Source organism: Pseudooceanicola profundus (assembly GCF_054919315.1).
The window spans coordinates 3217023-3239544 of sequence record NZ_CM142898.1 but is presented as its reverse complement, the minus strand read 5'-3'; the positions used below and the strand labels follow the sequence as shown (position 1 = coordinate 3239544).

General features: G+C 68.6%; 17 protein-coding genes and 1 tRNA gene. 9 read left to right on the top strand and 9 right to left on the bottom strand.

Features of this window, described 5'->3' with window-relative positions; genetic code table 11:
* Positions 1-17: 17 nt before the first annotated feature.
* Both ACX9MO_RS14905 and tssH read right to left on the bottom strand, forming a co-directional pair.
* Positions 18-1151: a type VI secretion system protein TssA gene (locus ACX9MO_RS14905; RefSeq protein WP_462212401.1), complete on the bottom strand. Its 1134-nt coding sequence runs from the start codon at positions 1149-1151 to the stop codon at positions 18-20.
* A gap of 219 nt (positions 1152-1370) precedes the next feature.
* Positions 1371-4112: a type VI secretion system ATPase TssH gene (gene tssH, locus ACX9MO_RS14900; protein ID WP_462212400.1), complete on the bottom strand. Its 2742-nt coding sequence runs from the start codon at positions 4110-4112 to the stop codon at positions 1371-1373.
* Between the two features lie 108 nt (positions 4113-4220).
* On the opposite strand from tssH, the gene ACX9MO_RS14895 reads away from it, so the two are divergent.
* Both ACX9MO_RS14895 and ACX9MO_RS14890 read left to right on the top strand, forming a co-directional pair.
* Positions 4221-6335, top strand: a complete 2115-nt coding sequence (locus ACX9MO_RS14895) for a serine/threonine-protein kinase (RefSeq protein WP_462212399.1) — start codon at positions 4221-4223, stop codon at positions 6333-6335.
* 95 nt (positions 6336-6430) lie between these two features.
* Entirely contained in the window at positions 6431-7819 is a 1389-nt protein-coding gene (locus ACX9MO_RS14890) for a methyltransferase (RefSeq protein ID WP_462212398.1), read from the top strand.
* Here ACX9MO_RS14890 and ACX9MO_RS14885 read toward each other — a convergent pair.
* Positions 7816-9309: a caspase family protein gene (locus ACX9MO_RS14885; RefSeq protein WP_462212397.1), complete on the bottom strand. Its 1494-nt coding sequence runs from the start codon at positions 9307-9309 to the stop codon at positions 7816-7818. The two genes, ACX9MO_RS14890 and ACX9MO_RS14885, sit on opposite strands and share 4 nt — an antisense overlap.
* A gap of 285 nt (positions 9310-9594) precedes the next feature.
* On the opposite strand from ACX9MO_RS14885, the gene ACX9MO_RS14880 reads away from it, so the two are divergent.
* Both ACX9MO_RS14880 and ACX9MO_RS14875 read left to right on the top strand, forming a co-directional pair.
* A complete protein-coding gene (locus tag ACX9MO_RS14880) occupies positions 9595-10245 on the top strand; it encodes a hypothetical protein (protein WP_222489451.1) in 651 nt (216 codons plus the stop codon).
* A gap of 3 nt (positions 10246-10248) precedes the next feature.
* A complete protein-coding gene (locus tag ACX9MO_RS14875) occupies positions 10249-10959 on the top strand; it encodes a hypothetical protein (RefSeq protein ID WP_462212396.1) in 711 nt (236 codons plus the stop codon).
* Positions 10960-11072: 113 nt separating this feature from the next.
* Here ACX9MO_RS14875 and ACX9MO_RS14870 read toward each other — a convergent pair.
* The 5 genes from ACX9MO_RS14870 to pdxH all read right to left on the bottom strand — a co-directional run bounded on the left by ACX9MO_RS14870 (position 11073) and on the right by pdxH (position 13832).
* Positions 11073-11149 (bottom strand) — tRNA-Pro (locus ACX9MO_RS14870).
* Positions 11150-11164: 15 nt separating this feature from the next.
* Positions 11165-11764, bottom strand: a complete 600-nt coding sequence (locus tag ACX9MO_RS14865) for a P-loop NTPase family protein (RefSeq protein ID WP_222489449.1) — start codon at positions 11762-11764, stop codon at positions 11165-11167.
* Between the two features lie 231 nt (positions 11765-11995).
* The gene (locus ACX9MO_RS14860) at positions 11996-12514 is read right to left on the bottom strand and encodes a DUF192 domain-containing protein (RefSeq protein ID WP_462214460.1); all 519 of its coding nucleotides are present in this window, start codon (positions 12512-12514) and stop codon (positions 11996-11998) included.
* Positions 12514-13029 carry a cold-shock protein gene (locus tag ACX9MO_RS14855; RefSeq protein WP_222489448.1) on the bottom strand — a complete coding sequence of 172 codons (516 nt, stop codon included), beginning with the start codon at positions 13027-13029 and terminating at the stop codon, positions 12514-12516. Before ACX9MO_RS14855 ends, ACX9MO_RS14860 begins: the two co-directional genes overlap by 1 nt.
* A 197-nt stretch (positions 13030-13226) precedes the next feature.
* On the bottom strand, positions 13227-13832 hold the full coding sequence (pdxH, locus tag ACX9MO_RS14850) for a pyridoxamine 5'-phosphate oxidase (RefSeq protein WP_462212395.1): 606 nt from the start codon (positions 13830-13832) through the stop codon (positions 13227-13229).
* 143 nt (positions 13833-13975) lie between these two features.
* Here pdxH and fabI point away from each other — a divergent pair, with 143 nt between their 5' ends.
* The 4 genes from fabI (at position 13976) to ACX9MO_RS14830 (ending at position 18999) form a co-directional block, all read left to right on the top strand.
* Positions 13976-14782, top strand: a complete 807-nt coding sequence (gene fabI / locus ACX9MO_RS14845) for an enoyl-ACP reductase FabI (RefSeq protein ID WP_462212394.1) — start codon at positions 13976-13978, stop codon at positions 14780-14782.
* A 29-nt stretch (positions 14783-14811) separates the two neighbouring features.
* Positions 14812-15315, top strand: coding sequence for a xanthine phosphoribosyltransferase (gene gpt / locus ACX9MO_RS14840; RefSeq protein ID WP_462212393.1), 504 nt, complete (start codon positions 14812-14814; stop codon positions 15313-15315).
* 195 nt (positions 15316-15510) lie between these two features.
* Complete coding sequence (locus ACX9MO_RS14835; protein WP_462212392.1) at positions 15511-16692, top strand: aminotransferase; 1182 nt, start codon at positions 15511-15513, stop codon at positions 16690-16692.
* A 468-nt stretch (positions 16693-17160) separates the two neighbouring features.
* Positions 17161-18999: a SurA N-terminal domain-containing protein gene (locus ACX9MO_RS14830; protein WP_462212391.1), complete on the top strand. Its 1839-nt coding sequence runs from the start codon at positions 17161-17163 to the stop codon at positions 18997-18999.
* Between the two features lie 312 nt (positions 19000-19311).
* Here ACX9MO_RS14830 and ACX9MO_RS14825 read toward each other — a convergent pair whose 3' ends face one another.
* Positions 19312-21219: a divergent polysaccharide deacetylase family protein gene (locus tag ACX9MO_RS14825; RefSeq protein WP_462212390.1), complete on the bottom strand. Its 1908-nt coding sequence runs from the start codon at positions 21217-21219 to the stop codon at positions 19312-19314.
* A gap of 272 nt (positions 21220-21491) precedes the next feature.
* Here ACX9MO_RS14825 and trpD point away from each other — a divergent pair, with 272 nt between their 5' ends.
* Positions 21492-22517, top strand: a complete 1026-nt coding sequence (gene trpD / locus ACX9MO_RS14820; RefSeq protein ID WP_462212389.1) for an anthranilate phosphoribosyltransferase — start codon at positions 21492-21494, stop codon at positions 22515-22517.
* Positions 22518-22522 lie beyond the last annotated feature (5 nt).

Here is a 22522-nt window from a genome sequence, read left to right as displayed (position 1 = left end):
ATACCTTTCCTGTGTCGCTATTTCTTCTTGTCGTCGACCCCTGCGATATTGCGGAATTCCTTCAGTCCCGAGGGGGCGATCTCTTCCATCAATTCCAGAAAATCCATGGCCACCATCCGCCGCATCCGCCGGGCCAGATGCGGGATCGGGCTCGACGGCTCGGTCCGTTCGTAGAACTCGACGATCCGGTCGAGCGCCGTCTCGACATCGGACCGGTTGCGGATCGCGCCGTCGACCGCCGGCACCGCGGCTGTGGCCGGTGCCGCGGCGCCCGCCGCCCCAGGCATCGTCGCGGGCGTCGTGGCGGGGGCCTCCGGGGCGGCACTGCCCGCCACGGCCGCCCGCCCCGCCTCAAGGCTGGCGCGGGCGCGTTCGAGGAAATCGAGCAGTTCGGGCAGGATCAGCCCCTGCCCCTCCGGCAGACCGGCGCCACTGTCGAAGGCCGCGCAGAGCGACCGGAGGCCCGCCTCGCAGGCGGCGATCACCGCGATCAGCGCATCTGCGCGCTCGGCCTCCTCGGTGGCCAGCGCGCGGGTCGCGGCACTCACCCGGTTGACCCTCTGGCCATGCCGGGACACCAGCGCGTCCTTCTCGGCCTGGCTGAGCCCCGACGCGGCGCGGTTGAGCATCTCGAAATCGTTCAGCCCAGCCTTGGCGAGGTCATCGCCGCTGATCGGCCCGATGCCCCGGGGTGTCAGCACGAAGCCCCAGCGCAGGTCCCCCAGCAGACCGTTCTCGTCGTTCTCCAGCTGGCGCAGCGCATTCGACCGGGGCAGCACCGCCATCTTCGGATCGGGCCGGTCGCGCAGTGCCGGATGCAGCGTGTCCCAGTGATCGCTCAGCGTGCGGGTCAGCAGATCGAGCCCGTCGCGCAGCCCCTCGAACCCTTCCGTCCCGTAGGCGGCCCGGACAAGGATGACCAGCAGACGCAGGTCACGACCGTCGGCAGACAGCGCCCGGCCCTCGTCCATGATCTGTTGCCAGGCCACCGCCGGGGCAGCCTCATTGATGGTTCCATCACCCTTAAGGCGAACAGAACTGTCCGCAGCATCCAGCAGGCGCTCGAGTGCATGAAACCTTCCGTCGTTCCTCAACTCGACACCGGAAGGCTGACCGCCTTCAACAGGCGCCAGAAGCGAAACGACTTCCATCACAAATTGCCTCGAAAAACGATAAAATAATGAAACTTAGCGTCGCAGATGAAGGCGATTCTGGCAACATTCTTAACTGCCCCATGGTCAACTTCAGCTCAACACGGGGACCCGGCGAAAGAATCCCGCCGGATCAAACCGATAGATCGGGGCACATGCCAAAGTTGAGCGTCAGCCAGCGACACGCGCGCGCAAGCGGCTGACATTTTCCCTCGCCGCTCATTCGAAGGTGTAACCGAATCCCTCCGGCCCTCCGGTGACCGTGACCCGCGTCAGCGCCGACTTTTCCAGCTGCCGCGCCAGCAGCTGCCGGCTCAACTCGGGCAGGAGGGTATTGGTCAGGATCGCGTCGATCATCCTGCCCCCGCTTTCGATCTCGGTGCAGCGGTCCTTGATCACCTGCATCGCGCCATCCGCGATCACCAGCTCGGCGCCATAGCCCTCGCTCAGCCGTTTCTCGATCCCGCGCAGCTTGTGGCCGGCAATCGCCTCGATCATCGTATCGGACAGCGGGTAGTAGGGGATCGTCACCACCCGCCCCAGCAACGCGGCCGGGAAGACCTTCAGCAGCGGCGGACGCAGCGCATCGGAGAGCACCTGCTCCTCCACCGCCACCGTCCCGTCCTGCGTCAGGCGCATGATTTCGTCCGAGCCGACGTTGGAGGTCAGCAGGATCAGCGTGTTCTTGAAGTCGATCCGGCGCCCCTCGCTGTCGTCCATCATGCCCTTGTCGAAGACCTGGAAGAAGATCTCGTGGACGTCGGAATGGGCCTTCTCTACCTCGTCCAGCAGGACCACCGAATAGGGCCTGCGACGGACGGCCTCGGTCAGCACGCCACCCTTGCCATAGCCGACATAGCCCGGCGGGGCCCCCTTCAGCGTCGAGACGGTGTGCGCCTCCTGGTACTCGCTCATGTTGATCGAGATGAGATTGTCCTCGCCGCCGTACATGAGCTCGGCCAGGGCCAGCGCCGTCTCGGTCTTGCCCACGCCGGAGGGCCCGCAGAGCAGGAACACCCCGACCGGCTTCTCCGGCGGCTTGAGCCCGGCCGCAGAGGTCTGGATGCGGTTGGCGATCATCTCCATCGCGTGATCCTGTCCTACCACGCGTGCGCCCAGATGGCGGGCAAGGGAGAGGGCGCGCTCGGTCTGGCTGGCCAGCATCCGCCCCATGGGAATGCCGGTCCAGTCCTGCACCACGGCAGCAACCGCCATGGCATCCACCGCGGGCAGGATCAGCGGTGCCTCGCCCTGCGCCTCGCTGAGAGAGGCCATCCGCGCGCGCAGCGTCGCCAGCGCCTCGGCCCGGTCGAAGGCCGCCACCGGCGGCTCCGCGACCGCGACATCACCGTCTGCGGCCTCGGCTGCCAGTGGCGCGGCCTCCTCGGGGGCCACGTCGCCGATCTCCCCGGTGCCGTCGAGTTGCGCCCCTGCCCCGCGCAGCTGCGCGCGCAGGTCGAGGATCTCGGCCACGATGGCCTTCTCCGCCTCCCAGCGGGCAGTGGCGGCCTCAAGGCAGGCCCGCGCATCCTCCAGCGCCGCCGAGACGTCGCGCGCGCGCTCGGTGACGTCGATTCCGATCGCCTCCTCGCGCTCGATGATCCCCTCCTCGATCTCCAGCGCGGCAAGGCGGCGCTCGCAATCCTCCACCTCGGCCGGGGTCGCGTGCTGGCTGACCGCCACGCGGGCGCAGGCGGTGTCGAGCAGGCTGATCGCCTTGTCGGGCAGCTGCCGCGCGGGGATGTAGCGATGCGAGAGCTTCACCGCCGCCTCGATGCTTTCATCCAGCAGTTCGACCTTGTGGTGTTTCTCCAGCACCCCGGCAATGCCGCGGCACATCAGAACGGCCTTGGCCTCGTCCGGCTCATCCACGATCACGGTCTGGAAGCGGCGGGTCAACGCCGGGTCCGGTTCGATATGCTGCTTGTATTCCGCCCAGGTGGTGGCCGCGATGGTGCGCAGTTCACCCCGGGCCAGTGCCGGTTTCAGCAGGTTGGCCGCATCACCGGTGCCGGCGGCGCCGCCCGCCCCGATCAGGGTATGGGCCTCGTCGATGAAGAGGATGATCGGCGTGTCCGAACTCTGCACCTCGTCGACCACCGCCTTCAGGCGCTTCTCGAACTCACCCTTCACCGAGGCCCCCGCCTGCATCAGCCCGATGTCGAGCATGTGGAGATCGACGTTGCGCAGCTGCGGCGGCACGTCGCCGCGGGCAAGCCTCTGGGCAAAGCCCTCGACCACGGCGGTCTTGCCCACCCCCGCCTCGCCGGTCAGGATCGGGTTGTTCTGCTTGCGACGCAGCAGGATATCGACGATCTGGCGGATTTCCGGGTCGCGCCCCACAACCGGGTCCATCTTGCCCGCCCGCGCACGTTCCGTGAGATTGGTGGCGAATTGCGAAAGCGCCGTCTTCCCCCCCGGCGCGGGCTTGCCCTTCGGCGCCTCCTCGGGCGCGGAGGGCGCGCGCTCGATGCTGTCCACCAGCAGGGTATCCAGCTGCGACGCCATGGCCCCCGGGTCGATCTTGTCGAACTCGAGGCTGATCTTGTAGAGCAGCCCCTCCAGCACGGGCAGCTTCAGCGCGGCCAGAAGGATATAGGCCGAGCGCACCGTATCCTCGCCATAGTCCAGCGACGCAAGGCTCCAGGCCTCCTGTATCGCGCGGAAGATATGGTCCGAGAACTCCTCGACCGCGCTTGCCCCGTGGGGCAGCGCATCGGTTGCCTTGAGGACATCCCCGTCGAAGCGATGCCGGTCGACTCCCGCCGCATCGAAGAGGATCGACAGGTCCGAATACTCCGTATCGGCGAGCGCGGTGAGGAAATGCACCAGTTCGACGTAGGGATTCCCGCGCCGTTTCGCGGCCTGCGCCGCCTCTGAAAAAGCCTTCAGGCAAACCGGGTTGAGCTTGCCGACAAGTTCCTTGCGCTTGATCGTTTCATGCGATCCGCGTGTGGCCATGGGAGGGGTCCTCCGGCAAAATATATTGTCCGGCAGGGCCGGGAATGAAATAATCAGTCTCGTTTTATGAGATCAGAGTAACTCAATTTCGTTTTCAAATCGACCGCTTTGGCGATCTCCGGCCACGAGGAACCCATCGTGCTCAAGGACCCGCTCGCGACAGACATCTTTTCGACCGGTCAGGTGCTGAACAACACCTACGAGATCCTCGGCGTGCTTGGGCGCGGCGGGACGGGCGAGGTCTACCTCGCGACCAACCAGATTTCGGAACGCCGGGTGGCGATCAAGGCGCTGAATGCGCGGTTCTCGGGACAGTCCGAGTATATCGAGCTGATGAAGCGCGAAGAGCAGATGCGCAGCATCCTCAATGACGCGGTCGTGCGCTACTCCGATTGCTCGCGCTCCGACGACGGGCATGTGTTCCTCGTCATGGACTACGTCGACGGGACCTCGCTGCATGACGTGATGCGCGAGCGGCGGCTCGAGGATCGCGAGCTGCTGATCATCGCCCACCGGGTGCTGGAGGGGCTCCGCGCCACCCATGCGCAGGGGATCGTCCATCGCGACCTGTCGCCCGACAACATCATCCTGCGCGGTGGCCGCGCCGAGGAAGCGACGATCATCGATTTCGGCATCGCCAAGGACACCGCCGCCGGGGCGCGCACCATCGTGGGCAAGCAGTTCGCCGGCAAGTACGAATATGCCGCCCCCGAACAGCTTGATGGCGAGGCGGACTATCCGGCCGATCTCTACGCCCTCGGGGCCTCGCTGCTGGCGGCCTGGCACCGGGAGGTGCCCGATGTCGGCACCAACCCCGGCGAGGTGGTCCGCTTCAAGGCCAAGCCGCTCGACACCTCCGGCGTCGGAGCGCCCCTGAAGGACCTGATCGACTGGCTCACCGCCCCCGCCCCCGCGCAGCGCCCGCAGACCGCCACCGAGGCGCTGGAGCGTCTCGACCACTGGCTCAAACCGTTCACCAGCGCGGCCCCCGCCAAGTCGCGCGGCAGGCGCCGGGGCCTGCTGGCCGTTGCGGCCGTGGTCCTTCTGGCCGCCGCCGGGGGCGGCCTGTGGCAGAGCGGTGCGCTGGATGCGCTCTTCCCGCCGCCCCCGCCCCATGCCGCGCCCTACCGGATGACGGCCCGGCACGGCGACGGACCGCCCACGCTGACCGGCCACGTGCCTGACGATCCCGCCGCGGAGCGTCTGCGCGCCGCCTATGCAACGGCCACGGGCGACAGCGCGCCCGCGACGGGCCTCACGCTGGCAACCGGCCTGCCCTTCGACGACTGGCCCACCGAGATCGCCGCCCTGATCGAGCGCCTCGCGCCGCTTCAGCGATGGGATCTGGAGGTGACCGACGGGGCCGCCCAGCTGACCGGGCTGGCCCCCAGCCGTGCCAGCCGCGACGCCCTGCAAAAGGCGCTCTCGGCGCGCGAAGGCGGGCTCTCGCTCTCGGCAGATCTGGTCGCGGGACCCGAAAAGCTGGCGGCTTCCGCCCTCGAAACCGTCCTCGCCGGGCATTCCGACTGCGGACCGCTTCAACAGCTCGACGGGCCGGATGTCACCTATGCGCTCTTCGACACGATCACGATCACCGGCGACATCTCGGACGAGATCGTGGCCGAGGGCATTCGCGCCGATCTCTCCTCCTCCATCGGGGACCGGACCCTGCGGATGGAAACCCGGGTGCTGAACGCCGATCTCTGCGCGATCCGCGCGGTGATGCCGAACACGCCCCCGGGTCCGGTGTCGATCTGGCTGGGCAATGGCGCCACCGGGCAGCCCGTGCTGACGGGCGTCTACCGGACCGGGGAAAACCCGGTGGCCGAGATCCAGCTGCCCGCCGACATGACCGGGGCCTCGCTCTGGGTCATGGTGGTGGATACGACCGGCAAGGTCTTCCACATCCTGCCCAACATCAACGCGCCCGAAACCGCCGTGGATCAGCTGGGCATTGTCGAGGACGGCATCCGGCGCATCCGCGTACTCTGGCCCATTTCCGCCCTCGCCGAGGACCCGACACGGCTGGCCATGCAGGTGACGGACGGCGACTACGGCGCCTCGGAGATCGTGGCCATCGTCTCGCGCGAGCCGCTCTTCGACCTGCGCCGCCCGCGCGATGAAAGCGTGGCCTCGGTGGCGGAGGCTCTGACCGAAACGCTGGACGGACGCGCGGACGTGGTGATCGGCATCGCCTCGCGCATCATCGATGCACGGCCCTAGCCGCCCGGGCCGGTCCCGGCGGGCCCCGCGCCGAAAAGACTTCCCCGGCGACCGTCGCTCTGCCACGATACCCTCATTTCAGAGAGAGATTTGACATGTCCGACTGGTCGCGAGGCTACCCCGTCGACACGGCCTATTTCGACACGATGCAGCCCGAGATCTCGCCCTTCCGCTGGCGGCCCGCGCTGCTGACCGCGCGCTTTGCCCCGCCCTCCGCACGGCGGTTCCGCTTTCTCGAACTGGGCTGCGGCTCGGCCCACACGCTGATCGCCCTCGCCGCCTGCTACCCGGAGGCGGAGTTTCTCGGCATCGACTTCATGCCGGAACACGTGGTGCGCGCCCGCGCCCTGATCTCCGAGATCGGCCTGAGCAACATCCGCGTCGAGGAGGCCGGGTTCGCCGATCTCGCCGCGACCCCGCCCGAGGCGCCCTATGACTATGCCGCGATGCATGGCGTCTGGAGCTGGGTCGACCCGGAGACCCGCGCCACCATCGTCGAGCTGCTGGGGCGATGGCTGGCCCCCGGCGCGCTGTGCTACAACGGCTACAATTGCGCCGCGGGCTGGGCCGCCGCCGCCCCGATCCGCCAGATCTTCCGCGAGGCCCCCGCCGGCCCCGCCGAGGACCGCTATGGCCCGGCCCGGGCCGCCGTCGCGGACTGGCTATCCTACAGCCAGACACCGGCGCTCGAGGCCTTCTGGGCCCAGCTCTCGCGGCAATCGGACGGGTTCCTGGCCCATGAGCTCGGCGCCAAGCACGGGGCCGAGGTCTGGGTCTCGGACCTCGTGCGGGACATGGCGCCGGCCAAGATGGCCTTTGCCTGCCCCTGCGAGCTGCACGAACAATTCGACGCGCTGTTCCTCGACGGGGCGCGGCTCGACTTCATTCGCGCGGGCACGGCACAGGGCTGGACCCAGACCGCCCGCGATCTGGCCTATGTGCGCACCTTCCGGGCCGATCTCTTCCACCGGGGCGCGTTGCGCCTGACCACGCGCGAGATGATCGAGGCGCTGCACGCGCTGCCCGTCATCGGATGGGACCGCGAGCGCGGCTTTGGCCTGATCTCGGACCTGCCGGTGAAGGACACCCCGGTCGCCACGCCCGAGATCACGGCGCAGATCGCGGCCCTGTCGCAGGATGGCCCACATCCGATCGGCACCCTCGTGGATGGTCTCGACCTTGATGCGCAGCATGGGCTGCAGGCGGTTCTGGTGCAGCTGATCCGGGGCAACCTGCTGGTGGTCCGCCCGCCGGAGGAGGCCGCCGCGGCGCAGGACGGCGCCCGGGCCTTCAACGCCGTGGCCAAGCACCATCTGGAGGCAGGCCGCAACCTGCTGCCCGGATTGGCCTCTGCGCAGACGGGCGGTGTGGTGATCGTGCCGAAAGCGCTGCAACGGGTGGGCTTTGGCCTCGACACCGGCACGCCCGAACAATTGGACTGGCTGGGCCAGATCGGGCTGACGGCCCAGGCCTCCCCGACCTAGTTCTCTGTCACCCCGTAGGCCGCGCGCAGCCCCCGCCGCGTGCCGGGCCCGAAGTCACCGTCGAGCGCACCGGCATAGAAGGCATTGTCCCGCAGCTTGGCCTGTAGGGCGCGGCGGGTCGCGGGCTTGAACTGGTCCGGGTGTTCCGTCAGCACCTTCAGCACCTCGGCATTGCCGATCCGCAGCGCCTGATAAAGATAGCCCGCCGCCTCCTCCGGTCCCTTGCCGCCGATCAGCCCGTCATCGATCAGCGCGGCGAAGTTGTACATCGCCTGCGGATGCCGCTGATCCGCGGCGCGTTCGAAGTAGATCAGCGCCTTCTGGGGATCGGCCGGCAGCCCCAGCATGCCCTGATAGTAGAAGAACCCGAGATCATTGAGCGCATCGGGGTAGTCCTGTCGCGCCGCCGCCATGTAGTAATCGAGCGCCCGCGCGTTGTCCGCCGTGACGCCCTTGCCGGTCTCGTACTGGATGCCCAGTTCGTACTGCGCCTCGGCCGAGCCCGCATCGGCGGCGCGCTGCAGGTATCCCACGGCCTGCGCCGGATCGAAACGCGCGTCACTGGGATTAAGACGCATGTAGGCCAGCCCCAGAAGCGAGCGCGTGTTGCCCTCCTCCGCGAGAGCGACCAGCTGCGCCTCGTCGTCGGGGCGCAGCGACGACCACGCCAGCGTCGGGTCAGGCTCGGCCGTGCCGCCACCGGCGATGTAGAAGGGAATGCCGGAGAGAGAGCCGTAGGTATGCGGCTCCTGCCGGTTCCCGGTCAGGGCCAGCACCTCGTCCCGCACCTGCCGGAACATCAGCGAAATCTCCAGCCCGGGCTGCGCGAGCTTGTCCATCAGCGCAGTGGCGAAGGGGCTGTGATCCCCCTTGCCGTCCAGCGCGACATTGCCGTCCTTCGCGGCGAAGGCCACCAGCGTGCCCCGGTCCGGCGCGGGCTCTGCCAGCCCGCCGAAGCCGCGCGACGCCGTGGGTTCCCCCGTGCCGGAGGACGCCGCAGCAGGACCGCCCTCCTGCGAGATCACGTCGCCGAAGGGGTTGTCGCGGCAGGAATCGAGGATGACGATCCGCATCTTCCGGGCGCTGTCCACGGCGGCCAGCAGGTCATCCAGCGACAGGGACTGGGCGAGGATATCCCGGTTCGACTGCACCCGGGCATCGGCGGGGATCAGGTAGTTCTCGCCCTGCACTTCCACGCCGTGCCCCGCGAAGTAGATCAGCGCAAGATCGGCCGTTTCCGCCTCGAAGCTGAAGCGCTTCAACGTCTCGGTCATCTCGCTCAGCGGCGGATCGATCAGGGTGGTGACGGCAAAGCCGATCCGGTCCAGCGTCTCGGCAATGCCGCCCGCATCATTGCTGGTGTTGGCCAGTGGCGTGATCGCCTCGTAGTCCGCCACGCCGATGACGAGGGCCACCCGCTCCGCCGCCCTGAGCGGCGCGGAGCCGAGGACGAGAGCGGGGATCAGGGCGACGACAAGCAACCTCAACATAGGAAACATCCCTGCGGCTGGAGCAGCATCTGCAACGGTGTCCCCACTATAGCGGAGCGACCGATTTCGCGGAATAGCGCGCAGGGGTTGCAGAAAAGATTAGGAAAACGCCCACGTGTTCGGCAAGCTGAAGGGTACCTGCCCAGTGTTGCTTTTGCTCGGAAAGGTCTTTTTATGCCGACATCATTTTCAGGACGTACACTCACTGCAAGCCTTCTTCTTGCCGCCGCCTGCGTGACCCCGGCCGCGGCGCAGGATTCAAGCGGACTGACCAAGCATCTGACCTTGCTCGGTATTCCCTCCGCGACCACGGCCCCGCACGGGTCGTTCTTTGCCTCGCTCGCCTATAGCACCAAGCGCGTCGCGACCCGCGACAACGATGGCGACGGCTCTCTCGCGCTCGGCTTCGGGCTGGGGGACATGAACGAGGGCATCGGCTTTCAGGTCACCGCCGAAATTGTCTCCCTCACCGATTCCTTCGCGGATTCGGGCTACTTCGACCTGAAGGCCGCCACCCGGATCACCGAGGGCAGGACGCCGCTCTACCTCGGCGCCTCGGTCGGGAACATCGCGCCCTGGGGCGATGCCGAGAACAACGACGTCAATGTCGACGTGGCACTGACGGGGTTCCACCTCTTCGAGACCGGCAGCGCGATCCCGACCCCGATCATGTTCACCGTGGGCTACGGCACGGACCTGCGCGACAGCTACACCAAGCCCGGCTTCTTTGCCGGCGTCGGCGTCGGCCTGACGCCGTCGCTGGCCGCCAGCGTGTCGTGGTTCGGGGAATACGGGACCCTCGGCGTGTCGTGGTCGCCGCCCACCCGCAGAAACCTCAGCGTCACCGCCTCGCTGGTCGATTTCACCGACGAGCTGGGGGACCGCCGCGGCGTGTTCAGTATCAACTACCTCTTCCCCAAAGCTTTCGGAGGCTGACCGATGCGTCCCATTCTCATCGTCCCCGCCCTCTCCGTCCCGCGCAAAGCCTTGCTCGGGGCCCTGCTCGGGGCTTTGCTTGGCGGGCTGCCCGTTCTGGCCGGCGACCGCCCCGTGGTCGAGGGCGGCTACAACTACGTGCCGTTCAACCACCGCCCGGTCATTCCCTCCCCCGACCTGACGGTCATCCCGCCGCTGACCGGCGTCCTCGGGGGCAGTGTCGCGGGCGCTGCCTTGCTGACCTCGGCCGCCGAGGCGAGCGCGGCAGAGACCCAGAAGATCTCCAACGCGCTTGGACGCTCCACGAGTTTCTGCAATGCCCTGACCGTGGACGCCTACAAGATCGACTGCCTGGCCTATGAATACTGGCAGATCTCGGAACAGCTGCCGCGGACCGGGGATTACGCCGAGGTCCAGAAGACGCTTGCGGATACGGCGGCCAAGCTGAAGGCGCTCGCCAAGGCCAACCAGTCCTCGACCCTGCCGGCAGGCCGGGCGCGCAGCACCGGCGCGGAGGCAAGGCGCACCACGCGCGCCCTCGTGCCCGTCGCGCCGGAGCGCCTGCCCCAGCTCAAGGAGCAGGCCGCGGCCATCGTGGAGGAGGCACAGACCGTTCTCCTGCGCTCCGCCGGCAACTCCGAGCGCAGGCGGGCGCAATTCCAGCGGATTTCGGCGGCAATGGAAACCGGCACGATCCTGCTGCGGGCGATCTGAGCGGAAGCGGTCTGACGGCGGCGGGCAAACGCCATGGTCCACGGGCCCGTCGCAGGCGCGATGCGACCACCAAAGCCGCCTTCGGGCCCGCAGGCCGATCTCTTGCAGGAAAATGGTCGGGGCGGCGAGATTCGAACTCACGACCCCCTGTACCCAAAACAGGTGCGCTACCAGACTGCGCTACGCCCCGGACCGTGGAAGGTCTCTAACCTCCCGGCAGCGATTTGAAAAGCGCGATCTCGCCTGCCGCTGCGGGCACCTCGAGCGTGAGCGCCTTCGAGGCGAGCGAGACCAGCCGCGACAGCGAGCGCCCGCCGTTGAGTCGCAGCACAGGGCAATCCTGCTGCAGCAGCCAGAGTTCATGGCGGTAGCGGCTGCGCCCGTGGAAGGCGGGATCATCGTAGCGGGCCGCCCAGTCCCGGAACCCCACGTGGATGTCATGCATGTCCCCCCCCGGGTCGAGCCGCGCACCGAACCGCGCGCGTTCGCGCCGGTCGAGCCTGGCCAGCCGGACATGAGTCGCCGTGCAGAGGAAGACGATCAGATCGGCCTCCGCGATCAGCGGGTCGCCCCAGCCGTCGAAGGAGCCGCTGATCACCCAGCCGCCCTGCCCCATGTCGGCCTCGATCGCGCGGATGCGGTCCAGCACCGGGCGGCGGCGGGTATAGGGCGGATCGGTGGGCAGCCAGAAGTAGTCGTCCACGTCCAGATGCCGGACGTTCCATGTCTCCGCGAGCCCCCGTCCGAGGGTCGTCACACCGGAGCAGGCCGCGCCGGTCAGGTATATGCGGGGCTCGTAAGACATGACAATTTGATAGATCCGGCCCGGCCATGCTGCAAGTGCGAAGACGTCGCGGCGGCCTTGCAGGAAACGCGCGATCAGAGGCGTCGATCACAGGCTTTGATCACGGGCGCACGACGGACGGGAACGGGGCGGAAACGCGAAGGGCGGCCCGTGGCCGCCCTGTGCATTCTGTCGTGGCGGCGTTTCCGCCACCTGATGTCCCGTCGGCGCCGCCTTCCGGCGCGCACTGGATCAACAGGGCCAGGCGGCCTTGTCCTGCGGGATCGCCGGATGGCGCAACTGGGTGCCGGGCGCGATGCCCATGGCCGCGGCCAGCCCGCCGTTGATCTCCAGCACGAACTGGATGCCGCTGCCGCCGGGCAGCGGGGTCTCGTCCAGCGGCTTGGCCTCGGCGGCGATGCGCTGCACGGTGCCGGTCTCGTCCATGTAGATGATGTCGAGCGGGATGAGCGTATTGCGCATCCAGAAGGCAACCGAGGACTGGGGCCGCTCGTAGACGAAGAGCATCCCCTGCCCCATCGGCATCGAGGGCCGGTTCATCAGACCCTCGGCCCGTTCCGCGGGCGTCTGCGCCAGTTCGACCGAGAAGCGCGCCGCCCCCCAGTCACCGCGCAGCTGCACCGCCTCCGCCCGGCAGGCAGGGGCCGTCTGCGCGGCCGCCTGCATGGGGGACAGGCCGCCAAGACCGCCGATCGCGAGCCCAATCGCGAGGGCGCCCCTGCGGGCCACCGTGAAGAGCCGCGCAGGCATCATGCGCTGGCGGCCTCCGAGGCTTCCTTGGTGGCGGCTTCCCAGGCGAAGATCTGCGTCGCCATGCGGCCGCGCCGACCTTCCATGATGCGCATCGCCAGGGCCTCGCCCGGCTGCAGGTCCGCAAGACCCGAGGCGCGCAGCACTTCGACATGTATGAAGACATCCTCGGGCCGGCCGAAGACGTTGGCAAAGCCGAAGCCCTTCACCTTGTCGAACCATTTCACCCGCGCAGGCTCCAAGGGCGCCGCCGCGAGTTCCTCGGGCGGGATGCTCTGGAAATCCTCGAGCAGCGCCGACTGGCTCTGCGGGATCTCGATGTCGAGAAGCTCGGTCGCCTGCACGCCGCGCGCGGTCAGCTGGGCCATGATGGTGACCCGCGCCGCATCCGCGATGGTGCTCTGCCCGAAGTTTCTCAGGACGTTTGCATGAAGCAGGATGTCGGGGCCACCCTCGTCAGACACAACAAATCCGAAGCCACGCGCCGGATCAAACCACTTAACCACCCCCGTCATCCTACGGATTTCAGTTCCGCGTTCCGTCAATCCTTTTACCTTCTTTTCTTGGCTCACATCTCCCACCGTAAGCCGGGGGAAAGTACTCTTGAATCAGTGCTCAGCGCGACATGGCTGCATGAGATCGTCACGTTAAGTGACTTTTTTGCCTTAGCTTGCTTGCTATCGCCTTATGCACGAGCCTGGTTCGAGCCTCGTCAAGGGTTCAGACGAATAGTTGACCACGGATCTTCCTTGTTGGTGCGGGTCCAACGGAAGCGATCGTGAAGACGAAATGCCCCATCGGCCCAGAATTCGATTTCGACCGGGGCAAGCCGGTACCCCCCCCAAAACGCCGGGCGGGGGGGATTGGTTCCCTTCTGCGCCGTAATTCTTGCGACCTCGGCCATCAGGGCGCCGCGCGACGACAGCGGCTGCGACTGTTGCGAGGCCCAGGCCCCCAGCCGCGACTTCAGCGACCGCGAGGCATAGTAGGCATCCGCCTGTTCGCCGTCCTCCCGGGTGACCGTGCCGCGCACGCGGATCTGGCGCCGCAGGGTCTTGGAATGCCAGACGAAGGCCGCCTTGCCGGCGCCGTCGATTTCCTGAGCCTTTACGCTGGTATAGTTGGTGTAGAACACGAAGGCCGCGTCCTCGATCTCCTTCAGCAGCACCATGCGCACGTTGGGCAGACCCTCGGCATTGACCGTCGAAAGCGCGATCGCGTTGGGGTCGTTCGGCTCGGTCTTCTCGGCCTCGGCCAGCCAGCTGCGGGCCAGTGCGAAGGGATCATCGCCCGCAAAAATTCCGTCCCTGTCGCTCATCCTGCTATCCTTTCCGAAAATCACATAGGCGCCAGTGCGGGGCTGAAGAGCCGGCACCGGCAAAGTTAAAGCGCCGGTCTTGATGCCCCATCGCCAATCGCCTAAAGGATTTCCACCGGGAATGACAGGTCGGAGAAGAGCAGATGTCCAACAACCTGATGGCAGGCAAGCGCGGTCTTATCATGGGCCTTGCAAACGATAAGTCCATCGCATGGGGCATCGCCAAGGCCTGCGCCGACGCGGGTGCAGAGCTGGCGTTCAGCTACATGGGGGACCAGTTCAAGAAGCGGGTGATCCCGCTGGCGGAACAACTGGGGGTGGAACACCTCTACGATTGCGACGTCTCCTCGGACGAGAGCATCGACGCCTGCTTCTCGGCGCTCGAGAAGGACTGGGGCACGATCGACTTCATCGTCCACGCCATCGGCTTCTCCGACAAGAACGAGCTGCGCGGGCGCTATGTCGACACCAGCCGCGGCAACTTCAAGATGACGATGGACGTCTCGGTCTTCTCCTTCACCGCCGTGGCCAAACGCGCCGAGAAGCTGATGCCCAACGGCGGGTCCATGCTGACGCTGACCTACTACGGCGCCGAACAGGTGATGCCGCACTACAACGTGATGGGCGTCGCCAAGGCCGCGCTGGAAGCCTCCGTCATGTACCTGGCAGAGGACCTCGGCAAGGACGGCATCCGCGTGAACGCGATCTCGGCCGGGCCGATCAAGACGCTGGCGGCCTCCGGCATCGGCGATTTCCGCTACATCCTGAAATGGAACGAACTGAATTCGCCGCTGCGCCGGAACGTGACGATCGAGGATGTCGGCAATGCCGCGCTCTACCTGCTGTCCGATCTGGGCCGCGGGACCACCGGCGAGAACCTGCACGTGGACGCGGGCTACCACGTGGTCGGCATGAAGGCCGTCGACGCGCCCGATATCGAGAAGAGCTGAGGGCCGCGCGCGGCCCCGCAGGAGGACCAGTGATGGACAAACTGCCCCACGAGAAAGGGTTCCACATCAGCTGGGACCAGATTCACCGCGACAGCCGCGCGCTTGCGTGGCGGCTGGACGGCCACGGGCCCGATGACGGCAACTGGCGCGCCGTCGTCGCGATCACCCGCGGCGGCATGGCCCCCGCGATGATCATCTCCCGAGAGCTCGACATCCGCACGGTCGATACGATCTCGGTCAAGAGCTACAACCACCAGCAGCAGATGGACGCCGTGGTGCTGAACGCCCCCGACGCCGAGCTGATGGGCGACGGCACCGGCATCCTCGTGATCGACGACCTCGTGGACAGCGGCAAGACGCTGGAACTGGTGCGCAAGCTGTACCCCAAGGCGCATTTCGCCACCGTCTATGCCAAGCCCAAGGGCCGGCCGCAGGTCGACAGCTACATCACGGAAGTGAGCCAGGACACCTGGATCTTCTTCCCCTGGGACATGGCGATGCAATACGTCAAACCCTACCGCGGGACCGACTGACCCCGCAGGGGGCCCTGCCCCCATTGCGCTGACGCGCAAGTCCCCCGGAGGTATTTGGGGAAAGATGAAAGCCGCCATTGCGCGCCCCTGCCATCTTTCGCTGCCCAATATCCTCGGGGGGAGGCCCCTCCAGGGGCCGGGGGGCAGACAGCCCCCCTCCCGTCCCCAAGGCCATTCCTCACGCCGGAGACCGTCATGATCCGCCCGCTGCCCCGCACCGCCACCACCTTTTCCCCGCCGGTGCCGGAAAGCCGCCGCTGGATCGAGGGCGTGACCTTCCCGCCCGAGCGCCCGCTGCTGAACGTCAGCCAGGCCGCGCCGGTGGACCTGCCGCCGCTGGCCCTGCGCGAGGTGATCGCCGAGGCCGCGCTGAACGATCCGCAGGCCCACCTCTACGGCCCCGTTCTCGGCCTGCCCGCCCTGCGCGAGGAACTGGCCGCCTCGATCATGCGGCGCTATGGCGGCGCGGTCTCGGCCGGTCAGATCGCCATCACCTCGGGCTGCAACGAGGCCTTCTGCGCCGTGACCTCCACCCTGCTGGGCGAGGGTGACGAGGCGCTGCTGCCGACGCCGTGGTATTTCAACCACAAGATGTGGCTCGACATGATCGGGGCCAAGACCGTGCCGCTGAAGACCGGCGACGACCTGCTGCCCGATCCCGAGATGGCCCGGGCCCTGATCACCGACCGGACCCGGGTGATCGTGCTGGTCTCGCCCAACAACCCCTCCGGCGTGGAATACCCGGCCGAGCTGATCGCGGCCTTCCGCGACCTCGCGCGGGAAAAGGGCCTCGCCCTGATCCTGGACGAGACCTACCGCGATTTCCACTCCCTGCCCGGCGCGCCCCATGATCTCTTCACCGATCCCGACTGGGACGACACGCTGATTCACCTCTATTCCTTCTCCAAGAGCTACCGGCTGACCGGGCATCGCGTGGGCGCGGTGGCCACAAGTGTCGCGCGGCTGGCGGAGATCGAGAAATACCTCGACACGGTCACCATCTGCCCGGCGCAACTGGGGCAGATCGCGGCGCTCTGGGGGCTGCGCAACCTCGACCAGTGGGCCGCGGGCGAGCGCGAGGAGATCCTCGCCCGCCGCCGCGCCGTGGAAGAGGCGCGCCCGGTGCTGGAAAGCGGCGGCTGGTCGCTGCTCGGCTGCGGGGCCTATTTCGCCTACATGGCACATGGGTCCGACACGCCCTCGGACGAGTTGGCGCCCCGGCTGGTGCGCGAGGCGGGCGTGCTGATGCTGCCGGGCACGATGTTCATGCCGACCGACGACCTGTCGGGCAGGCGCCAGATGCGCGTGGCCTTCGCCAACGTCGACCGTGACGGCATCGCGGAACTGGCCCGCAGGCTGGCGGCCCACGGGGGCTGAGGCCTCTTCCCCGAAATGCCGATCTCAAGAGATGAGGGCAACGCCGTCCCGCGGGGTAACGCATGAGCGCCGGTCGCCATTGGTGCGCCATTGGTTCGAGCGGCACTGGCGGCGGGGGCTGCCCGGCCTCTCGGCCGGGCGGGACAGGCAGAGGGGGCTGTGACAATGCCCGGTCCCATTTGCCGTGTCGCCGCCCTGCACGTCCTCATCTGCGGTCGGAGGCCATTGGGACCTACGCGCGTGCCAGCAGCCCCCTGAAGCTCCGCGCTCCAGACCTCGGACCTGCGATGATTTTGTCAGCATCGCGCCAACCGCTGTCGGGCCGCGCGCCGCTGAACCGACCTGCCACCCCACCTTGCCCCCCACCTGACCCGCTCGTGATCCCGCCCGGGCCTGCCCGGCGCCCTCGCCCCCTTGTTCCCCGCCCCGGCCCGGACTAGACAGTTCCGGCGCCAAAGGGAGTGGATCATGGCAACCAAGAAATCCAACGTCGCAATGTGGGTCGTGATGGGCCTGCTGATCCTCGGCCTCGGGGGCTTCGGCGCGACGAGTATCGGCACCGGACCGCGCTCCGTCGGCTCCGTCGGCGGCAACGAGATCACGGTCAACGAATATGCCCGCGCCGTTCAGGGCGAGCTGCGCGCGATCCAGTCCCAGACCGGACAGGCGCTGAGCTTCGAGCAGGCAGAGCAATTCGGCCTGACCGAAGGCGTGCTGCAGAAGCTGATCGCGGACAAGGCACTCGACAACGAGGCCGCCCGCCTCGGCGTCTCGGTGGGCGACGAGACCCTGCGCGACCAGCTGGTGACGATCCAGGCCTTCCAGGGGCTCGACGGCAACTTCGACCGCGACGCCTACCGCTTCGCGCTGCAACAGTCGGGCCTGTCGGAAAGCGAGTTCGAGAAGAGCCTGCGCGACGACACCACCCGCACCATCCTGCAGGCGGCCGTGGCGACCGGGGTGAAGATGCCCGCGACCTATGCCGACACGATCGTCAACCACGTGGCCGAGCGCCGCAACGTGACCTTCGCCCGGCTGACCGAGAGCGACATCACCACCGGCCTGCCGGTGCCGTCGGACGAAGACCTCAAGGCCTTCTACGACGCGCATATCGACCAGTACACCGCGCCCGAGAAGAAGCGCATCACCTACGCCATGCTGACGCCCGAGGACCTCGTCGATACGGTCGAGATCGACGACGACCTGATCCAGCAGCAGTACGAGGCGCGCGCCGACGAGTTCAACCGCCCCGAGCGCCGGCTAGTGGAGCGTCTGGTCTTCCTCGACGAGGCCACCGCGCAGGCCGCCCTCGACCGGGTGACCTCGGGCGAGACCGATTTCGACGGCCTCGTGGCCGACCGCGGCCTGACCATGTCCGACGTGGACATGGGCGACGTGACCGCGGGCGACCTCGGCGCGGCCTCCGAAGCGGTCTTCGCCGCCGCTTCCGGCGACGTGGTGGGCCCGGCCGAGACCGACCTCGGCCCCGCGCTCTTCCGCGTGAACGGCATCCTGCCCGCGCAGCAGACCCCGCTGGAGAACGCCCGTCTGATCATCCGCGAAGACCTCGCGCTGGACCGCGCCCGCCGTCAGGCCGAAGGCGAGGCCGAACCCGCAGAGGACCTCCTTGCGGGCGGCGCCACGCTGGAGGAACTGGTGGAGGAGACCGCGCTGACCCTCGGCACGATCGACTGGTACGACGGCATGGGCGAAGGCATCGCGGCCTACGGCGGTTTCGACACCTATGCCGCCGAGCTGACCGCCGATGACTACCCCGAGATCCATGTCCTCGACGATGGTACGATCTTTGCCATGCGCCTCGACGAGACCCTGCCCCCGGCGCCCGAGCCCTTCGAGGACGTCAAATCGCGTCTCACCGGCGCATGGGAAGCGGATCAGACCGTGCAGATTCTGACCGAGCGGGCCGAAGGTGCCATCGGCCGGATGCAGGAAGGCGCGACCTTCGAGGCCGCCGGCCTGACCGCGCAGTCGCAGGACGGCCTGATGCGCGGCGACACGATCCTCGGCATGCCCGCAGCGATCACCGAGGCGATCTTCGGCATGGAGACCGGCGACGTGATCACCCGGTCGGCCTTCGGTTCGGTCATCGTGATCCGTCTCGACGAGGTGCTGCCCCCGGCGGAGGACGACCCGCAGGTCGCCCAGATGCGGCAGCAGCTGGCCGCCCAGACCGACGGCTCTCTGGCGCAGGATCTCTACAGCGCCTATGCCGCCGACCTGCGCGACCGGGCCGGGATCAAGATCAACCGCACGGCCATCGACGCGGTCCACGCCCAGTTCCGCTGAGGACTGGCGCCGGACGGGAAACCGGCAGCCCGGCACAACTTGGACCGCCACGAGGTCGACTGAACCACGGCAAGCGGACATCGAATGAGAGAAAGGGCGCCTTGGGGCGCCCTTTTTGCGTGCCGGTGTCAGAGGTGCGGGCGTTTGTTGGCATCGTGCACGTCATGGAAGGCGGCGGGCGGTGCCAACCTGCTCCGCCGGGACGTGGTCAGGGACGTGACGGGGATATTGGCGAGGCTCTTGGCGAGGGTCCGGGCCAGGGCCGTGACGAGAGCCCTGAAGAGGGCAGCTCACGCAGGCGTCAGCGCCGGATCACTCCACCCCGCCGGCCTTCAGCGCGGCGGAGACCGGCGCGAGGGCGACGCGGCTGGCGCGGTCCTGAAGCCCCCAGAGCAGCAGCGCCGAGATCGTGTCGGCCCGCATCCGGCCCACCATGATCACCGCGCCCTCCTGCCCCGCGCGGAAGGCCGCGTGGTCGAGGAAGCGGCGGATCACCGTGGCGTCCTGCCCGTCGTCGTCGAAATCCCGGAACAGCGTGGCGGCGGGCACGCCCTCGCGCACCGCCATCTTGCGCACGGTGTCGAGCCCGTTGGGATAGAGCAGCAGCCCGAGCCCGTCCCCGGCGGCGATGCCGGTCAGCTGGTCGGCGGCGGCACGGCTGGCCTGCACCCCGGTGCCGTCGCCCTCCATCACGCCCACGGCCTGCGGCAGGCTGCGGCGCCAGTCCTCCATGGCGGTCTCGGCATCCATCGCGGTGGCGGCCTCGGGCAGGTTGGCGAGGATCATCACCTCGAAGCCTTCCGCGCGGTAGCGCTCCATCGCCTCGGTCGCGCCGGACCAGGCCGGGTCGATGGCGAAGCTGAGCGGATAGGGGAAGTTGGCGAGCGCCGCGAGGCCGATGGGGCTGGAGCCGTCGTCGATCAGGACGATGGACATCAGCGGCTTGTCCTCGGGGTTCGCGAAGGCGGCGGCAAAGCGGTTGATCGCCGGGCCGTCCTCGGCGGCGGGCGTCGGGTCGGCGGCCACGTCGGGCGTGTCCGCGACCGGGGCCTCGGCGGAGCCGACCGCCGGCAGGCGGCCTCCGGTCACGCCCTCGGCCATGCGGCTCGACAGGGTGCCGGCGGGCGCGCCCGGCAGGCGGGGGACACCTGCGGTGGTGTCATCCGTGGTGCGCGGCAGGACGCGCGGCGCGGGCGGAGGCGGCGTGTCGGTCTGGGCCTCGGCCATCTGCTCGCCCTCGGGGGCAGCCGGACGCAGGCCCGGGGTCGCCTCGGGGAGTGCTACGCTGTCACGGCCCGGCAGGGCGGGCGCGGCTTGTGCAAGGGCGGGCGCCCCCGCGATGCCGGGCGCGGTGTCGACCTGCGGGCGGGCGGGCGCAGGATCGCGGGTGGCGTCCTGATCCGGGGACGGCTGGCCGGGGGCGGCGGGCAGATCGGGGGCCGGGGTCGTCACGGCCGGCGCGGCGGCCAGACCGGTGGCCCCCTGCTCTGCCGTCGCGGTGCCAGCGGGCGCCTCGGGCGCGGCGAGATCGGTTTCGGGGCGGGCCGGCAGATCGGGCTGTCCCGGCGTGCTCTCGCTGCCGGGCGAGGTCAGGTCGACCGGCTGCGGTGCCGCCAGCGGCGCATCCGCCGTGGCGGGCGCCTCGGGGGTGGCGCCTTCGGCGGGCGAGGCCGGGGCCTCGGGCAGGCTGTCGGGGATCGCCGGAGCGGTGGCGGTGAGGGCGGGCGGTGCCGTGGCCTCGGGCGCGGACGGCGACGTGGAGGCCTCTTCGGCCGGGGCCGTCTCCGGCATCGTGGCCTGCGTGGCGTCCTCCTCGGCCGGCTCCGGCTCCGACGTGGTCGCCGCGCTGTCACCGGCGGTGTCAGGTGCGGCTTCGGGCTCTGCGGAGGCGTCAGCCCCCTCGGGCGCGACCGCAGGTGCCGCGCCTGCATCCGGGCTCTCCGGCGGCTCAGAGGCCATGTCTCCGGACGGCGCCGCAGCCTCGACCGGCGCCTCGGGCACCTCGGCCGTTTCCGCGCCCGTCCCGCTGGCCGAACCCTCACCCGGTGCCGAGACCGGCTCGGATCCCGATGTGGACCCCGGCTCGGGGTCGGCGGCTTCCTCGGCGGGGGCGCCTGCCCCCTGCCGCTGATGGGCCGTGCCGTTGAGCGAGGTGACCGCGACGGCAAGCGCCGAAATGATCACGCCCCAGAAAATCCCTGCGATAAGTCCGCGAACCACTGCCCTGCCTCTTCCTCTGCCAGCCCGATCGGGTGCCGTGCCTGCGGCATCCCCGCGGGACGGGCGCGCCTCTTGACGCTGCCTGCCCCCCTTGGGCATGTATAGCGCGACCGCGCCCGGTGTCTCCAGCCTTATCGGCAGGGGAGAGCGGGCCAATCCATTGAAATAGCCTAACACATGACCGGCCCCCGGCCCATCCGTTGGTGAGCCCCTGCCCGGCCCGGTAATGGCCACAGACCAAGCCGCGGGCCAGACCGCGCCGGAGGACCCCCATGAGTGACGCCCTGAAACCCCTGATCGCCGCCGCCGTCGACCGGCCGCTGACCCGCGCCGAGGCCCGGACCGCCTTCGACATCCTGTTCGAGGGATCGGCCACGCCCGCGCAGATCGGTGGGTTGCTGATGACCCTGCGGGTGCGCGGCGAGACGGTCGAGGAATACGCCGGGGCCGCCGCCGCCATGCGCGCCAAGTGCCGCCCCGTGACCGCGCCCGCGGGGGCCATCGACATCGTCGGCACCGGCGGCGACGGCAAGGGCACGCTGAACATCTCGACCGCCACGGCCTTCGTGGTGGCGGGCGCGGGCGTGCCCGTGGCCAAGCACGGCAACCGCAACCTCTCGTCCAAGTCCGGCTCGGCCGATGCGCTCACCCAGATGGGCGTGAACGTCATGGTCGATGCCGACGTGGTGGAAAAGGCGCTGGAAGAGGCGGGCATCGCCTTCATGATGGCGCCGATGCACCACCCCGCCATGGCCTATGTGGGGCCCGCGCGGCAGGAACTGGGCACGCGGACGATCTTCAACATCCTCGGGCCCCTGACCAACCCGGCCAGTGTCAAGCGCCAACTCACCGGCACTTTCGCGCGGTCGCTCTGCCGCCCGATGGCCGAAACGCTGGGCCAGCTCGGCTCGGAACGCGCATGGCTGGTCCACGGGTCCGACGGCACCGACGAGATGACGATCACCGGCATCAGCTGGGTCGCGGCGCTGGAACTCGACGGCTCCGTGCGCGAGATCGAACTCCACCCCGAGGATTTCGGCCTGCCGGTCCACCCCTTCGAGGAGATCGTCGGCGGGTCCCCTGCCGAGAATGGCCGCGCCTTCAAGGCCCTGCTGGAGGGGGCGCAGAACGCCTACCGCGACGCGGTGCTGCTTAACGCCGCCGCCGCGCTGACGCTGGCGGACAAGGCCGCCGACCTCAAGGAAGGCGTCGCCATCGCGCGTGAGAGCATCGACTCGGGCCGGGCCATGGACTGCGTGCAGAAACTGGCCGCGATAACCGCCGCCGACGCCACCTGACGCCG

Coding starts and splice junctions, on each gene's coding strand:
- ACX9MO_RS14905 (WP_462212401.1), bottom strand. CDS start 1,151: ATGGAAGTCGTTTCGCTTCTGGCGCCTGTTGAAGGCGGTCAGCCTTCC.
- tssH (WP_462212400.1), bottom strand. CDS start 4,112: ATGGCCACACGCGGATCGCATGAAACGATCAAGCGCAAGGAACTTGTC.
- ACX9MO_RS14890 (WP_462212398.1), top strand. CDS start 6,431: ATGTCCGACTGGTCGCGAGGCTACCCCGTCGACACGGCCTATTTCGAC.
- ACX9MO_RS14885 (WP_462212397.1), bottom strand. CDS start 9,309: ATGTTGAGGTTGCTTGTCGTCGCCCTGATCCCCGCTCTCGTCCTCGGC.
- ACX9MO_RS14875 (WP_462212396.1), top strand. CDS start 10,249: ATGCGTCCCATTCTCATCGTCCCCGCCCTCTCCGTCCCGCGCAAAGCC.
- ACX9MO_RS14865 (WP_222489449.1), bottom strand. CDS start 11,764: ATGTCTTACGAGCCCCGCATATACCTGACCGGCGCGGCCTGCTCCGGT.
- ACX9MO_RS14860 (WP_462214460.1), bottom strand. CDS start 12,514: ATGCCTGCGCGGCTCTTCACGGTGGCCCGCAGGGGCGCCCTCGCGATT.
- ACX9MO_RS14855 (WP_222489448.1), bottom strand. CDS start 13,029: ATGACGGGGGTGGTTAAGTGGTTTGATCCGGCGCGTGGCTTCGGATTT.
- pdxH (WP_462212395.1), bottom strand. CDS start 13,832: ATGAGCGACAGGGACGGAATTTTTGCGGGCGATGATCCCTTCGCACTG.
- fabI (WP_462212394.1), top strand. CDS start 13,976: ATGTCCAACAACCTGATGGCAGGCAAGCGCGGTCTTATCATGGGCCTT.
- ACX9MO_RS14835 (WP_462212392.1), top strand. CDS start 15,511: ATGATCCGCCCGCTGCCCCGCACCGCCACCACCTTTTCCCCGCCGGTG.
- ACX9MO_RS14830 (WP_462212391.1), top strand. CDS start 17,161: ATGGCAACCAAGAAATCCAACGTCGCAATGTGGGTCGTGATGGGCCTG.
- trpD (WP_462212389.1), top strand. CDS start 21,492: ATGAGTGACGCCCTGAAACCCCTGATCGCCGCCGCCGTCGACCGGCCG.